This window comes from Allobrachymonas denitrificans DSM 15123 (assembly GCF_900110225.1).
Taxonomy (GTDB): domain Bacteria; phylum Pseudomonadota; class Gammaproteobacteria; order Burkholderiales; family Burkholderiaceae_C; genus Brachymonas; species Brachymonas denitrificans.
Window position 1 is genome coordinate 1 of the sequence record NZ_FOCW01000007.1, and the last position, 14,561, is coordinate 14,561.

Genomic DNA, 14,561 nt, shown 5'->3' on the forward strand with positions numbered 1-14,561 from the left:
GGGCCCCTGGAAGACCAGGGAAGCCGTGGAACTGGCGACCCTGCAATGGGTGCACTGGTTCAACCACGTCCGACTGCTCACGCCGATCGGGGGTATCCCGCCGGCAGAAGCTGAGGCAAACTACTGGAGGCAACTTGCCGACAGCAACACCTTGGCAGAGGTGTCCACTTAAACCAACCAGCCTCCTCGAAACCCGGGGCGGTTCATGGAGTCTCGACACCAAGACTTGCTGAACCGTCTGGCTGGATCGTATGGGGTAAAACCATGACATTTCGGCGAATGCGTGAGGATGACATCATCGCTCGTTTATTGGCAACCGAATGCCTGCCGGCAACCATTAAGGCGTGCTTAATGGTTCGGGCCAGGGACTGATTCGCATGGCAACGAAGAAAACCACCAAAGCCACGCCCAGTTGGAGCGACGTCAAAACCAAGCTGGCCGATTTCGACCGCGCCGGTTTGCTGGGGCTGGTGCAAGACCTGTACGCCGCCAGCAAGGACAACAAGGCGTTTTTGCACGCTCGTTTTGGGCTGGGCGACGACCCGCTGGAGCCCTTCAAGGATGTAATCATCCGATGGATCAACCCGCCTGACTTTCGCAACCCGATCTCGGTCAGCAAGGCCAAGAAGGCCATCAGCGATTACAAGAAGGCACTGGGCCAGCCAGAGGGATTGGCCGAACTCACGGTGTTTTACTGCGAGGAAGTGTTCGATTTTCTGGCCGGTTGCGGCATGGACGATGAAGGCTTTTATGACGCACTGGTACGGATGTTCGAACAGGCGCTGAAATACGTGCTGGCCTTGCCCGCTGCGCAGCAGGCGGCATTCCTAGCCAGGCTCGACCGGGTGCGCCAGTTGGGGCAAAACGTTGGCTGGGGCGTGGGCGATGACTTCGACCATTTCTGGTCGGCGGCTGGTCTGGCGGGAGACGAATAAATATGGGCAAACTTCCGATCAACCTGAATGACCTGCTGCGCCAGCGCACGGTTGAGGGCGAGCGCATCGAGTACAAGGCCGGGTGGAATCCGGACCCGATCATCCGTACCGTGTGCGCCTTCGCCAACGACTTCGAAAACCTCGGCGGCGGTTATGTGGTGATCGGGCAGGATTGTGATGCCAATGGTCAACCGGTGTTTCCGCCGGTGGGGCTGGCCGATAACCAGCTCGACAAGATTCAGCAGGAATTGTTGGCCGCCTGCCAGTTGATCCAGCCGCCGTACTTCCCGGTATTGAGCATCGAGGAAGTCGAGGGGCGCAAGCTGATCGTGCTGTGGGCACCGGGCGGGCAGAACCGGCCTTACAAAGCGCCGGAAGCCATTACGGCGAAGCACAAGGTCTGGAAGTCTTCATCCGCAGGTACAGCAGCACGGTCGAGGCCAAGGGCGAAACCGAGCAAGAGTTGTTGAGCCTGGCGGCCAAGGTGCCATTCGATGACCGCTACAACCATTCGGCACGAATCGATGATCTGTCGAAGCCCTTGATGCAGGCCTTTTTGCAGGAGGTTGGCAGCACGCTGGCAGAGGATGCGCCCGGGCTTTCGGTCGAGGCATTGGCTCGCCAGATGAATGTGGCGGGTGGCCCTACCGAATCACCGTGGCCCAAGAACGTGGGCCTGCTGTTTTTCAACGATACACCGGAGCGCTTCTTCCCCGCCGTGCAGATCGACGTGGTCTGGTTTCCCGAAGGCGCGGGCGGGGATCGCTTCGAGGAAAAGATCTTCAAAGGCCCTCTGGCGCGGATGACGCGCGAGGCCTTGAGCTACATCCAGCGCAACTTCTTGCGCGAGACAGTCATCAAGCACCCCGACCGCGCCGAGGCCACGCGGGTCTGGAATTTTCCCTACGCTGCGATCGAGGAAGCTTTGGTCAACGCGGTTTATCACCGGTCTTACGAAGAGCGCGAGCCCATTGAGGTGCGCATCAGCAACGAAGAATTGGTCATCCTGAGTTTCCCTGGCCCGGATCGGTCGATTCGGCTGGAGGATTTCCAGGCCGGGCGTGCGGTCAGCCGCCGCTACCGCAACCGGCGTATCGGTGAATTCCTGAAGGAGCTTGATCTGACGGAAGGTCGCTCGACGGGCATCCCGAAAATCCTCAAGGTGATGGCCGCCAATGGCTCGCCCGCGCCGCTGTTTGAATCAGATGAGGATCGACTTTCGTTTGTGATCCGGCTGCCCTGCCATCCGTTGGCCCGGCCGGTGCCCCCAAAAGTCACCGGGGAAGTCGCCCCCGAAGTTACCCCTGAAGTCGCCCCCGAAGTTGTGCGGGTCGTGTTGGCCTTGCAGGAAGAATTGTCCCGGACAGGACTGCAGCAGGCCCTGGATCTGAAGGACGAAAAGCATTTCCGGAAGGCATACCTGTTGCCCGCGCTCGCTTCTGGCCTGGTGGAGATGACCCGACCCGAAACACCGCGCAGCAGTAAGCAACGCTACCGGCGGACTCGCCTTGGGCAGCGATGGCTGGAGACGCATCAGGGTAATAGTGCGTACTGAGTTATGGGGAAACACCCGCAAGCCCGCAGCAACCCGCGCCAGTGCTCATCAGCTCGGGAGGCCGGTCTGCACATGGTCAACCATCCGCCACCATTTACCCCACTAACGCCACCCGATGGAGACGCCATCGGGTGGCGTTTTTCATTCCGGAAACGAAAGAGGGGCCTCTTGTGGAGGCCGCCCGTACCGCACCGTAGTCCCGGGCGGTAGTCAAATTTCGTGATGGCGTTTTCGGCCTGTCATCACTGGCTGTGCTCAATGGTCCTGATCTCTTTCTCCACCTGCTCCGCAGTCACGTTGCCAGGCTGATTGCCCCAGGTCTGGCGCATGTAGTTCACCAGATCGGCCATTTCCTGGTTGTCCAGCTTGTCGGCCTAGCCAGGCATGGTCTGCACCCGTCCGCCGTTGGGCAGGTCGTGCTCGGGCACGCCTTCGCGGATGACGCGGATCAGGTTGATCGGGGTGGAGAACATGGCGGTGGTGTTGGTGCGCATAGGGACGGCAGAGTGGGGCTGTCCGTCACCCTGGACTCCGTGGCAGCCGGCACACAGGCCGAGGTACAGGCGTTCGCCATTGACGTTGAGCTGCGCTTGTGCCGGTGCAGGCTCGACCTTGGGGCCAGGCATCTGCTGGTTCTGCGTAAGGTAGGCGGTCATGGCGCGGACGTCCTCTTCGGGCATGCGCGAGGTCGAGTGTTCCAGCACAGGGAACATGCGGAAGGTCATCGAGCCCTGCGGGGACAGGCCGGTGCGGAAGAATTGCACCAGATGTTCCTTGGTCCAGCCGCGCTGGCTCATGGCCTCGGGCGTGAGCGGCGGCGCGTAGGCGCCTTCGATCACGTTGCCGCCGAGATCGCGCGAGCGGTCGATGGCGAAGGTGATGCCGGTACGCGGGCTGTGGCATTCGGCGCAGTGGCCCAGCACGTTCACAAGATACTTGCCGCGGGCGATTTCGTCCGTTCCAGGTTCTGCCTCTTTCGGGTCAGGGCGGTTGACCACGTTCCACATCGCCACGGCCGGGCGGATGTTGAAGGGGAAGTTCATTGCGTTGGGCTTGTTGGCCACTTCCACGGCCGGCTGCTTCATCAGCCAGAACCAGAGCGCATCGACGTCGGCGCGCGTGATCTGGTGGTAGCTGACGTAGGGCATGGCGGGGTAGAGCACCTTGCGTCCTGGAGCGACGCCGGCGGCCACGGCGCGATACAGATCGTCAGCCGTCCAGTTGCCGATGCCATGCTGCTTCGAGGGCGAGATGTTGGTGCCGTGCAGGGTGCCCATGGGGGTGACGATGGACACGGCACCGGCCAGCTCGTTGCCGGATTGCGGGGAGCTGTGGCACGCTGCACAGTCGCCAGCGCGGAACACCTGTTCGCCACGCTGGTACAGCTGCTGCGTTGCTTGGGTGTCGAGGGCGGCGAAATCCACCGTGGCAGGCGGTGTATTGCCACTCGAACTGCCGTACAGGTACAGGCCGCCAGCTACCAGCGCGCCAACGCCCGCCAAGCCGATCAGGCCCTTCATCCATGTGCGCTTAGCCATGATTCACGACCTCCCTGGTGCGTTTGCCCGTGGTGAGGCCGGGGGTTTTGACGATCACGTCGCGCACCGCCGCGTAATAGCGGACGTAGCCGGTGCAGCGGCAGATGTGGGACTCCAGCCTTTGCTCGATGACTTCCTCGACATCGTTGGCGAGGACAGGATTTTTCTGCAGCGATTCCATCAGCACGGTGGCCGAGTTGACGAAACCCGGCGTGCAGTAGCCGCACTGGAAGGAGTAGTGCTCCAGAAAGGCTTTCTGCAGGTCGGACGGGTGCACCACGCCCTTGTCGTCCATGCTGGCGATGCCCTCGATGGTGCGGATTGTCTTGCCGTTGAGCCAGGCGATGCCGGTGATACAGGCGGGAACGGTGCCGGAACCCTTCTTCGGGTCATCCACGATGATGGTGCAGGCACGGCACACGCCCTGGCCGCAACCCAGACGGGTACCGTTCATGCCCAGGTATTCCTGCAGGTACTCGACCATCATCAGGTCCTTTGGAAGATCCACCGGACCCACTTTCTTGCCATTGATCGTGGCCGAAAACTGAATACGCTCTTGCATCACATCACCTCTTTGATCTTTTCCGGCGTCACGGGCGTTGCATAGAAACGCTTGCCGGTTGCTGCCGCGATGGCGTGCACGCAGGCGGCCACGACGGGAATCATCACGACCTCGGCCATGCCCTTGGGCGGGTCGGTACGGGAGAGCGGGGGCAGCACGTGGCCCTCGGATTTCCACACCGCCACTTCGCTGGCGCGCGGCACGTGGTAGCGGCTCAGGCCCCACTGGCCGTTGCCGGGGCCGGTGGCATCGCGCGGCAGGTCTTCGTACAGGGCATGGCCGATGCCCATGACGACACCGCCCTGCATCTGGCCGGAAATCAGCTCCGGAACAATGGGGGTGCCGCATTCCAGCCAGGTCTTGTGCGACAGCAGCTGAACCTTGCCGGTGCCGGTGGAGACCGCCATCTACAGGATGCTCTCCACCGTCACCAGTTGCGAGGTAGTGCTGCCGGTGCCGATCTCGTTGGCGATGTGGCGCATCTTGAGGCGGCCTTCGGGCGAGATTTCGATCTGTGCGATGCAGGCCTCGGCGCCGGTGCCGAAGTCCTTCTGCGAAGCGCCGAAGCCCACGCCGTAGAGCATGCCGGGGTTGGCTGCTTCGTACTCGGCCTTGCGCTTGGCGCGCTCGACCCACAGGGGCTCCTTCGCGGCCAGCTCCAGAATCTCGCCGATGCGCAGATGGCCTGCCGGCGAGGCGCCCTGGGTGTTCTTCATGCCGCTCTTGAGCACGTTGCGCTGACGCAGCTCGATCGGATCCAGGCCGATTTCCTGGGCGATCTCATCCACCAGCATCTCGATGTAGGCCATCGACTGCACGGTGCCGTAGCCGCGCATGGAGCCGGAGGTGACGCCGATGGACGGGTTCACCTGCGTGGACAGATCGCTTTCGGGGAAGTAGTAGACCGACTGCGCGGCCGTGACGGCCACGGTGCCGACCGAGGGGCTGAAGTTCTGCACGCCACCGCCGTCACCGACCATGTGGCAGCTGAAGTGCCGGAACTTGCCGTCCTTGTCGACCGAGATGGCGGCATCGGTATCGAAGGGATGGCGCTTGAGAGCGAACTGGAAGTGCTTCCAGCGATCCAGCGCCAGACGCACCTGGCGGCCCTGCGCGTAGAGCGCGGCCAGCACCACGTAGTAGGGGAAGGGGTGATGTTCCTTCTGGCCGTAGCCCACGGTATAGGCGGTGATGAAATCGAGCTTGTTCAGGGGCAGCTTGCTGTCCTTGACCATGTGCATGATGTGCTCGGCCGTGGCGTAGGGCGCCTGGGTGGCGCCGACCATGTGCAGGGTGGCGCCGTTGGTGTTGTACCAGGCCAGGCCGTTTTCCGGCTCCATCGCCACGTGCTCGACCGACTGGCTGTAGTACTTGCGCGAGAAGACGCGCATGCCGTCACGGGGCTGCTTCATCTCGTTCTGGATGCGTTCCGACTCGGGCATCAGCGCGCCGAAGGCGGGGTGATCGTGGCCCGGCCAGTGCACGCCTTGCTCGTCCAGATCCGGCCAGATGGTGGTGTTCTTCATCGGCGAGAACTTGTCCTCGCCATAGGCGTCCTCGCCCTGCACGCGCACGAAGCGCGCGGCCACGTAGGGCTTGCGTGCGGGTTGCGCGGTTTCTTCGCCAAAGCGGAAGATGGCGTCGTTGAAGCGCAGGCGCGCGTTGGCGACGCGGAACTTCTCGTAGTCGTGCCAGATGGCCAGGGCCACCGGATGGCCGAGCATGGGCGAGAGCTGGCCCTTCTTGAGGAAGAACTCGCCGTAGAAGCTGGGCTCCGGCATGCGCAGGCCGTCGGCTTCGACAGATTCGGCGTCGATGAGCACGTCCGGCTGGTAGTCGCTGCCCAGCACGGACAGGTCCAGACCCAGGTAGGGACGGTCAGCGCGCGGAACGTGCAGGGTCAGGGCGTGGGATTGCTGGGCCGGCCAGCCTTGCATGTCCCTGGCGCGCAGGTCGATGGCAAAGACCTTCTGGCCGGTGACCTTGGCCAGACCGTCACGGCGGTAGTTGAGCTTGTTGCCAGTGATCCACTGGGTTTCCTGCCTGCCCGAGGGAATGAGCACCTCGGCAAGCGCGTCCTTGGCCGGACGCACGCTCGCAATGACGCCCAGGGCAGCGGCAGTCTTCATGAAACTGCGCCGGCTTATTTCTGGTTTGAACACCGTAATTCTCCCGATGGCAATGTGCACGGTCAGGAGCTAGGGCTGAGGCGTGGGCACGTTGCCTTTTGATTACTTATCCTGGGCGCCTGGAGCGTCCAAGTATCAAAGGTGCAGGTGCTAACGGCTGTGGTGCTGGCAAGTATTGCCTGACCGGTGGCCGCCCGCCACGCGTGGTTCCGACAAAGTGGGAACGGTCGCAGGTATATGCAACATGACGGATTCTTTACATGCTGGTTTGCCCTGAGATGGGCGGCGGAGCTGGAAAGGCGGGGGGTGGCGTGGTTTCCTGATGCTGGCTGTGGGCTTGCTGCAACAGCGGGTCAGGTGTGGAATGCATCGGCAGTATTTGCGTGTGGGCACGCTAGCGCATGGGCTTGTCGGGCGCCGTCAGCTCCCTTGCCGTGCCAGGTTTGCCATTGCAAGCAGGAGGGTTCTGTCAGCCGTGGTGTAACTGCACCCCATGCTCCGCAGCCAGTTGTGCCAGATCGGCCTCGGTGTCCACGTCCAGGGTGTGGCGGGGGTGGTTGACGTCGAGCCAGGAGACTGTTTCGGGACGGGTCTTGCGCCATTCGCGCACGCCCATGGATTCGGCCATGAGGGTCTGGCGCAGGGCGGTGTCGAACAGCAGGGGGTGCCCGGGATTGCCCTGGAAGCGGGGGATGAGCAACTGGGTACCCGGCGCGCGCGTTTGCCAGGCGGCGAGCACGGTACGGATGTCGTCTGCGGTGATCAGGGGCTGGTCGGCCAGGGTGACGAGGATGCCGTCCAGCCCGCAGTGCAGCGAACTGGCGGTGCCGGCGTCGGGGTTGGGATTGACGGTCCATTGCACGGCAGTCGAAACGTCTGCCGCAGAGCGGCACTGCTCCAGCACTGCTGCAATCGGCTCGGCGTGGTGTCCCAGCACCACGACCACCTGCGACAGCCCCGCAGCGGCCAGCATGCGCAGGGAGTGGACGAGGAGGGGCTCGCCATCGCGCAGCAGCAGGCACTTGGGCCGGTGTCTCATGCGGCGGCCGGCGCCGGCGGCCATCAGCACGGCGCCGATGCGGGGGAGGCCGGTTGCGCCCTTGGTCATCCGAGCACGCAGCCGCTCTGGTCGGCGGTCAGTTGCTGGTTCTTCACGTGTGCCACGTCCAGATCGCGTGGCAGCGTCACGCCGTTCTTCACGGCCAGCACTTCGGACATGATGCTCACCGCAATTTCCGGCGGTGTCTTGCTGCCGATGAAGATGCCGATGGGGCCGCGCAGATGGCGCAGGCTGTCATCGCTGTAGCCGAAGTGCTCCTTCATGCGCTGGTGGCGTGCGGCATTGTTGCGGCGGCTGCCGATGGCGCCGATGTAGAAGGCGGGCGTCTCCAGGGCCTCCAGTAGCGCCAGATCGTCCAGCTTGGGATCATGCGTGAGGGCGATGACGCAGGTACGGCGGTCCGGCTTGAAGGAGAGGACCAGATCGTCCGGCATCTCGGTGCTGAGGTGCGCGCCCGGTACCGACCAGCTGCTGCGGTATTCATCGCGCGGATCGCACACGTTGACGGCAAAGCCGCAGAACTGAGCCATGGTGGCGAGGTATTCGCTCATCTGGCCGGCGCCGATGATCAGCATGCGGTAGGCGGGGCCGAAGGTGTTGACTAGGCTGGTGTCGTTGATGGCAAGTTCTGCCGGCGCGTCCGCGGGGATCAGGGAAACCTGTCCATCCGTCAGGCTCACCCGCCGGGCCATGAGCTGACCGGCCTCGAGGGCCTGCACCAGCTCGGCAAGGCTGGCGCCGTCGGGGTTGAACTCGAACAGCAGCTCCAGCGTACCGCCGCAGGGCAGGCCGAAGCGGTGCGCCTCGTCGGCCGTGACGCCGTATTTCACGCTCTGCGGAACCCCCTCGTGCGGCAGCGCATCGGTGGCGCCGGGGCAGGCGTAGCGGTAGATCAGGTTGTCCTCGATGCAGCCACACGAGACGGAGCCGACCACGCTGCCGTTTTCACACAGGGCCATGATCGACCCGACCGGCCGGGGCGAGGAGCCCCAGGTGCGTACCACGGTGACCAGCAGCGCTTGCTGGCCGGCGGCACGCCAGTCGCGCAGTGCGCGCAATACGGTGATGTCGATGTTTTCCATGTGCTTGTTGCTGTGCGCCGCTGCTGTTGGCAGGCGCCCTGTTTGCGCCGGGTGGGCGTGGGGATGGTGTTTCCCTACATGGCAGGTGATGCCGGCTCTGCAGAAAAAACGGGCCACACTTTACCGCGAGAAACGGCGTTTGGGCTTGGGGTAATCCCAGAGGGGACGGCGGCCGCGCCGCAGCGCAGATGTATCAAGTTGCAGCTAACTGCAATCAATGTGTGTCATCATGCGCGTTTTATCCATCAAGATCATCGACAAGGCTCGCCACAAGCCGGCCTGTCGGCACCAGAAAGGACTACGCATGACGAGCCCGACGACATCCGCCGCAGTGGGTGTGATTGAACACCCCACCGATGTAATGCATCAGATCAATGCCGGCCTGGTACGCTCCTGGCTGATTGTGAGCGTGGCTTTTGTGCTGAGTGTGGGCAGCTATTTCCTGCTGACCGGATCGGCCGGCATCGAGTCCACGCCGGCCAAGGGGCTGGCACTCCTGCTGTTCATTGCCATTCTGTGGCTGACCGAAGCCATTCACGTGACGGTGACCGCGCTGCTGATTCCGGTGGGTGCACTGATTCTCGGCTTCCCCGAGTTCAATACGGCCAAGGCGCTGGCCACCTTTGCCGATCCGATCATCTTCCTGTTCTTTGGCGGTTTTGCGCTGGCGACGGCGCTGCATGTGCAGAAACTGGACCGCAAGATCGCGTTCTGGCTGATGTCGCTGGCAGGCTCGCATCTGGGCATTGCCGCGCTCTTGCTGTTTGGCGTGACGGCGGCGCTGTCCATGTGGATCAGCAACACCGCGACCGCCGCCATGATGCTGCCGCTCGCGTTGGGCATCATGAGCCATCTGGACAAGAAGACGGAGCGCAACACCTTCATCTTCATCCTGCTGGGCATTGCCTATTCGGCCTCGATCGGCGGCCTGGGCACGCTGGTGGGTTCGCCCCCCAACGCCATTGCCGCACGCGCACTGAACCTGGATTTTGCCGGCTGGATGAAGATCGGCCTGCCGCTGATGCTGATCCTGATGCCGCTGATGGTGCTGACGCTGTGGCTGGTGTTCCGCCCCAACCTGAATCGCCGCATTTCGGTGCCGCACGAATCCATCCCGTGGACCAGCAAGCGCATTCTGACCATGGTGGTGTTCGGCCTGACGGCGCTGGCTTGGATTCTGGGCGGCGATGTGGCCAAGGCCCTGAAGGTGACGGCGCCCGACACCTTCATCGCGCTGTCTGCCGCGGTGGCGATTGCCATTCTGGGGCTGGCCACGTGGCGCCAGATTTCCGACAACACCGACTGGGGCGTGCTGTTCCTGTTCGGGGGCGGCCTCACGCTGTCTGGCCTGCTGCGCAGCTCGGGCGCGTCGGCCGTGCTGGGTGACCAGGTGGCAGCTTTCCTGACCGGGGCCGGGCCACTGTTCATCATCTTTGGCGTCACCGCCTTCATCATCGTGCTGACCGAATTCACCAGCAACACGGCTTCGGCGGCGCTGCTGGTGCCGGTGTTTGCCGCCATTGCCGAGCGCATGGGCATGCCGCCCATGGTGCTGGTGATGATGATCGGCATCGGTGCGTCCTGCGCCTTCATGCTGCCGGTCGCCACGCCACCGAACGCGATCGTGTTCGGTACGGGCCATGTACGCCAGCAGGAGATGGTGCGCGCCGGTGCAGTGCTGAACGTGTTCTGTGTGCTGGTGCTGACGGGGTGGGGGTATTTCTTCCTGCGTTGAAGCCCGCATCGGGCTGGCAGTTTGCAGCCTGCCGGCCCAGGACTACACGGGCAGGGCACACGGACCGACGGGCGTTGCAGAATCCGGCAGCGATACTGGTCAGTCCATTGTTTCGTTTCAAGGAGAACGACCATGAAGAAACTCACCCTGCTCGCCGCCGTGCTGGCTGCTGTCGGCTATGTCTTTCGCAACGAATGCAAGGGCATGTGCTCGTCCCTGTGCAGCAAGGATAAATCCACGGTTCCCCCGGAAAACGGCTCCGTCATTCCGCAGGACTCCAACGCCCCGGTCTGATTTCGTATTCTGGTGAGCGCGGCTTCGGGCAAATGGCCCGTCCGCGCTCGAACCGGCGGCTGCAGCTATGATGCATGACCTCACCTTGCATGCATGGACACTGACTGCCGCTCATGGACACCCGCAAACCGATCGACGCCCAGGCGGCTGGCCTGATGTTCGTGCTGTGCCTGACCTGGGCGCTGCAGCAGGTGCTGCTCAAGGCCGCTGCCGTCGACATCTCGCCCATGATGCAGGTGGCGCTGCGCTCCGGCATCTCGGCCGTGCTGGTCTGGCTGATGATGCGCTGGCGCGGCGAGCCGTTGGATCTTGCCGGGCGTGACTGGAAACCGGGGCTGGTTGTCGGCCTGCTGTTTGCGCTGGAATTCCTGTTTGTGGCGGAAGGCATCCGCCATACGACCGCTTCGCATGCAGCGGTCTTTCTCTATACCGCTCCCATTTTTGTGGCGCTGTCCCTGCATTGGCGCCTGCCGTCCGAACGCCTGAACCGCGTGCAGTGGACGGGCATCCTGCTTGCGTTTGCCGGGGTGGCGCTCGCGTTTCTCTGGCGTGGCAGCCATGGCAGTGGCGGTGCCACCTTGCTGGGCGACTTCCTGGTGCTGGTCGGCGCTGCAGGATGGGCGGGAACGACCGTCGCCGTACGCCTATCCAGCCTGGCCAATGCCCCGGCAACGCGCACGCTGCAGTACCAGTTGATCGGCGCCTTTGTCGTGCTGCTGCCGGCAGCCTGGTTGATGGGACTGGGCGAGATTCGCCACACGACGCTGGCCTGGGGCAGCGTGCTGTTCCAGGGCATTCTGGTGTCGTTTGCCAGCTATCTGGTGTGGTTCTGGTTGCTGCGCAAATACCTCGCTTCGCGCCTCGGCGTGTTCTCTTTCATGACGCCGCTGTTTGGCGTGGCGCTGGGCGTGTGGCTGCTGGGCGAGCCGCTGGAGCCGGGTTTTGTGGTGGGCGCGGTGCTGGTGTTGCTGGGCATCCTGCTGGTGAACGGGCAGGCATGGCTGCCGCGGTCACGCAAGGCGGCGTAGTAGGGCGGATTCAGATCCGCATGGAGTCCTCCAGCATCTGCAGGTAATCCTCGCGGCTGGCTTGGCGCGGGTTGGTCTTGTGACAATGGTCGGCCAGCGCGTGCGCGATGATGGTGTCGAACTGGCCGGGGACCACGCCCAGTGCGGCCAGTCCGGCCGGCAGATTCAATGTCTGCACCATGGCCGCGAGTGCAAGCGCTACCGCATCGCCGCCAGACAAGCCCATGGCCTGCGCCAGCCGGTCCAGCCGCTGCTCCTGGCGCACCGATGCTGCCTCGCTGTTGAAGCGCACCACTGCCGGCAGGAAAATGGCATTGAGCGTCCCGTGATGCAGGCCGGGATTGACGCCGCCCAGGCTGTGACTGAGCGAGTGCACGCAGCCCAGGCCTTTCTGGAAAGCCAGCGCGCCGTGAATGGACGCAGTCATCATGTTCAGGCGCGCTTCCTCATCCAGACCATCGACAGTGGCGCGCACGATATGGGACCAGCCGCGGCGCAGCCCCTCCAGAGCAATGCCGTCGGCGGCAGGGTTGAAGGCCGGGGCGAGAAAGGTCTCGATGCAGTGGGCGATGGCGTCCATGCCGGTGGCGGCGGTCAGGGCGGGAGGCAGGCCGAGCGTGAGCGCAGGATCGCAGATGGCCGAGCGTGGCACCAGATGCCAGGAATGGAAGCCCAGCTTGCGGCCGTCCTGCACGATCAGGATGGCGCCGCGCGCCACTTCGCTGCCGGTGCCGCTGGTGGTCGGGATGGCAATCAGCGGCAGCACGGCATCGGTGATGCGGGGCGAGCCGCCTTCGATGGTGGCGTATTGCGTCAGCGGTCCGGCGTGCGTGGCCGCGATGGCAATGCCCTTGGCGCAGTCGATGGCGGAGCCGCCGCCGACGGCAATGAGACTGTCACAGCCCTGGCTGCGTGCCACTTCCACGCCGGCCAGCACCGAGGCCTCGGTAGGGTTCGAGCTGACCTGATCGAACACGGCGAAGGCTTGCCCTGCGAGTACGGCTTCGACCTTGTCCAGCAGCCCTGCGGCGCGCACACCGGGATCGGTCACGATCAGCGGCTTGCGCATGCCGATGCGGGCGATTTCGGCGGGCAGCTCGGACAGGGCACCGTGTGCCAGATGGATGTGGGTGATGTACTGGATCAGGGCCATGCGGGAAACAGGAATGGAGGCAGAGAGGCGTCCACTTTACGACGGGCCTGCGGCCTTGGCCCTCGGCAACTTCCCTAGCGTAGGGTGCGGTCCCAAGTCTTTTCGTGCCCAACGTTACATCGGGATTTTTTCTGACACAGCGCATCACCCCCGCAACTTACACTGCGTTGCAACCCCCTTCATCCGGCATCAGCCATGTGGAAAAAACGCAAAGTGTTCTGGGTCATTCTCATCACCGTCCTTGTGACCCTGCTTGCGGGGCTTCTGGCGCTGAATTTCGCCACGCCCGAGAAGAAGCTCGAGCGCAAGCTGGCGCACCGCTACGCCATTTCCGATCCCCAATTCCGCCGCGAGATGGGCGTGCTGCTGGGGCCGTCGATTGTGCCGGGCAATCAGGTGCGGGATCTGCAGAATGGTGCGGAAATCTTCCCTGCCATGCTGGAGGCCATTGCTTCCGCACAGCAGACCATCAATTTCGAAACCTACATCTACTGGTCCGGCGATATCGGCCGCAAGATGGCGGAATTGCTGGCCGAGCGCGCGCAGGCTGGCGTACGCGTGAATGTGTTGCTGGACTGGGTGGGCAGCCTGAAGATGGAGCGGGACTTGCTCGACCTGATGAAGCAGGCCGGGGTGAAGGTGCACCGCTACCGCCCGCTGCACTGGTACAACCTCGCGCGCATGAACAACCGCACGCACCGCAAGCTGCTCATTGTGGATGGCAAGCGCGCATTTACCGGGGGCGTGGGCATTGCCGATCAGTGGGAGGGGCGCGCGCAGGATCCGGAGCACTGGCGCGACATGCACTTTGAACTGGTTGGGCCGGCGGTGACGCAGTTTCAGGCGGCGTTCAACGACAACTGGATCAAGGCGACGGGAGAGGTGCTCAATGGCGCCCCGTATTTCCCGCCGAACGGCACGGCCGGCAACATGGATGCGCACATGTTCATCAGTTCACCCTCGGGCGGCAGCGAGAGCATGCACCTGATGTACCTGATGGCGATTGCCGCAGCGGACAGGAGCATCGATCTGGAAGCGGCGTATTTCGTGCCGGATGAACTCATCATCCGTTCGCTGCTGGAGGCGCGCCAGCGCGGCGTGCGCGTGCGTGTGCTGGTGCCCGGCGAGCATATCGATTCGGACACGGTGCGGCTGGCGTCCAAGGCATCCTGGGGGCCCTTGCTGGAGCAGGGCGTGGAGATCCATGAATACCTGCCCACCATGATGCACAACAAGATGCTGATCGTGGATCAGGAGCTGGTGTCGGTCGGCTCGACCAATTTCGATTCACGCTCCTTCCGCCTGAACGACGAGGCCAGCCTCAACGTGTACGACCATGGCTTTGCCGCGAAGATGACGGGGGTGTTCGAGCAGGATCTGAAACAGTCCCGGCCCTATACCCATCAGGATTGGGTGAACCGCCCCTTGAAGGAAAAGCTGATCGAGCGTTTCGTGCTGCCGATCAAGTCGCAGCTGTAAACTCGCCAGGG

The 14,561-nt window shown here is 63.5% G+C and carries 12 protein-coding genes and 2 pseudogenes; 8 read left to right on the forward strand and 6 right to left on the reverse strand.

Going from position 1 to position 14,561, the window contains the following annotated elements; genetic code table 11:
* From BMW28_RS12805 to BMW28_RS10235, 4 genes and pseudogenes are all read left to right on the forward strand, one after another.
* Positions 1–172 (forward strand): annotated as a pseudogene (locus BMW28_RS12805) (IS3 family transposase); the annotation flags it as partial.
* A 205-nt stretch (positions 173–377) separates the two neighbouring features.
* Positions 378–935, forward strand: coding sequence for a hypothetical protein (locus BMW28_RS10230; protein ID WP_234970116.1), 558 nt, complete (start codon positions 378–380; stop codon positions 933–935).
* A 2-nt stretch (positions 936–937) separates the two neighbouring features.
* Complete coding sequence (locus BMW28_RS13030; protein ID WP_200785784.1) at positions 938–1,405, forward strand: AlbA family DNA-binding domain-containing protein; 468 nt, start codon at positions 938–940, stop codon at positions 1,403–1,405.
* The gene (locus BMW28_RS10235; protein WP_200785785.1) at positions 1,402–2,490 is read left to right on the forward strand and encodes a Fic family protein; all 1,089 of its coding nucleotides are present in this window, start codon (positions 1,402–1,404) and stop codon (positions 2,488–2,490) included. Before BMW28_RS13030 ends, BMW28_RS10235 begins: the two co-directional genes overlap by 4 nt.
* A 374-nt stretch (positions 2,491–2,864) precedes the next feature.
* Here BMW28_RS10235 and BMW28_RS10240 read toward each other — a convergent pair whose 3' ends face one another.
* From BMW28_RS10240 to BMW28_RS10260, 5 genes and pseudogenes are all read right to left on the reverse strand, one after another.
* The gene (locus BMW28_RS10240; RefSeq protein WP_234970117.1) at positions 2,865–4,028 is read right to left on the reverse strand and encodes a c-type cytochrome; all 1,164 of its coding nucleotides are present in this window, start codon (positions 4,026–4,028) and stop codon (positions 2,865–2,867) included.
* Positions 4,021–4,590, reverse strand: coding sequence for a (2Fe-2S)-binding protein (locus BMW28_RS10245; protein ID WP_091817510.1), 570 nt, complete (start codon positions 4,588–4,590; stop codon positions 4,021–4,023). Before BMW28_RS10245 ends, BMW28_RS10240 begins: the two co-directional genes overlap by 8 nt.
* Positions 4,590–6,752 (reverse strand): annotated as a pseudogene (locus BMW28_RS10250) (xanthine dehydrogenase family protein molybdopterin-binding subunit). The gene BMW28_RS10245 and the pseudogene BMW28_RS10250 overlap by 1 nt, the downstream one beginning before the upstream one ends.
* 436 nt (positions 6,753–7,188) lie before the next feature.
* A complete protein-coding gene (locus BMW28_RS10255; RefSeq protein ID WP_091817513.1) occupies positions 7,189–7,827 on the reverse strand; it encodes a nucleotidyltransferase family protein in 639 nt (212 codons plus the stop codon).
* Positions 7,824–8,861 carry an XdhC family protein gene (locus tag BMW28_RS10260; RefSeq protein ID WP_091817517.1) on the reverse strand — a complete coding sequence of 346 codons (1,038 nt, stop codon included), beginning with the start codon at positions 8,859–8,861 and terminating at the stop codon, positions 7,824–7,826. The genes BMW28_RS10255 and BMW28_RS10260 overlap by 4 nt, the downstream gene beginning before the upstream one ends.
* Before the next feature lie 304 nt (positions 8,862–9,165).
* Here BMW28_RS10260 and BMW28_RS10265 point away from each other — a divergent pair, with 304 nt between their 5' ends.
* From BMW28_RS10265 to BMW28_RS10270, 3 genes are all read left to right on the forward strand, one after another.
* A complete protein-coding gene (locus tag BMW28_RS10265; protein WP_200785786.1) occupies positions 9,166–10,596 on the forward strand; it encodes an SLC13 family permease in 1,431 nt (476 codons plus the stop codon).
* A gap of 132 nt (positions 10,597–10,728) precedes the next feature.
* Positions 10,729–10,890 (forward strand): hypothetical protein, encoded by a 162-nt coding sequence (locus BMW28_RS12935; RefSeq protein WP_159430748.1) that lies wholly within the window; start codon positions 10,729–10,731, stop codon positions 10,888–10,890.
* A gap of 113 nt (positions 10,891–11,003) precedes the next feature.
* Positions 11,004–11,918 (forward strand): DMT family transporter, encoded by a 915-nt coding sequence (locus BMW28_RS10270; RefSeq protein WP_091817522.1) that lies wholly within the window; start codon positions 11,004–11,006, stop codon positions 11,916–11,918.
* Positions 11,919–11,928: 10 nt separating this feature from the next.
* Here BMW28_RS10270 and BMW28_RS10275 read toward each other — a convergent pair whose 3' ends face one another.
* Entirely contained in the window at positions 11,929–13,071 is a 1,143-nt protein-coding gene (locus tag BMW28_RS10275; protein WP_091817523.1) for an iron-containing alcohol dehydrogenase, read from the reverse strand.
* Positions 13,072–13,266: 195 nt separating this feature from the next.
* Between BMW28_RS10275 and BMW28_RS10280 the strand changes: the two genes are divergently transcribed.
* Positions 13,267–14,550, forward strand: a complete 1,284-nt coding sequence (locus BMW28_RS10280) for a phospholipase D-like domain-containing protein (RefSeq protein ID WP_091817526.1) — start codon at positions 13,267–13,269, stop codon at positions 14,548–14,550.
* Positions 14,551–14,561 lie beyond the last annotated feature (11 nt).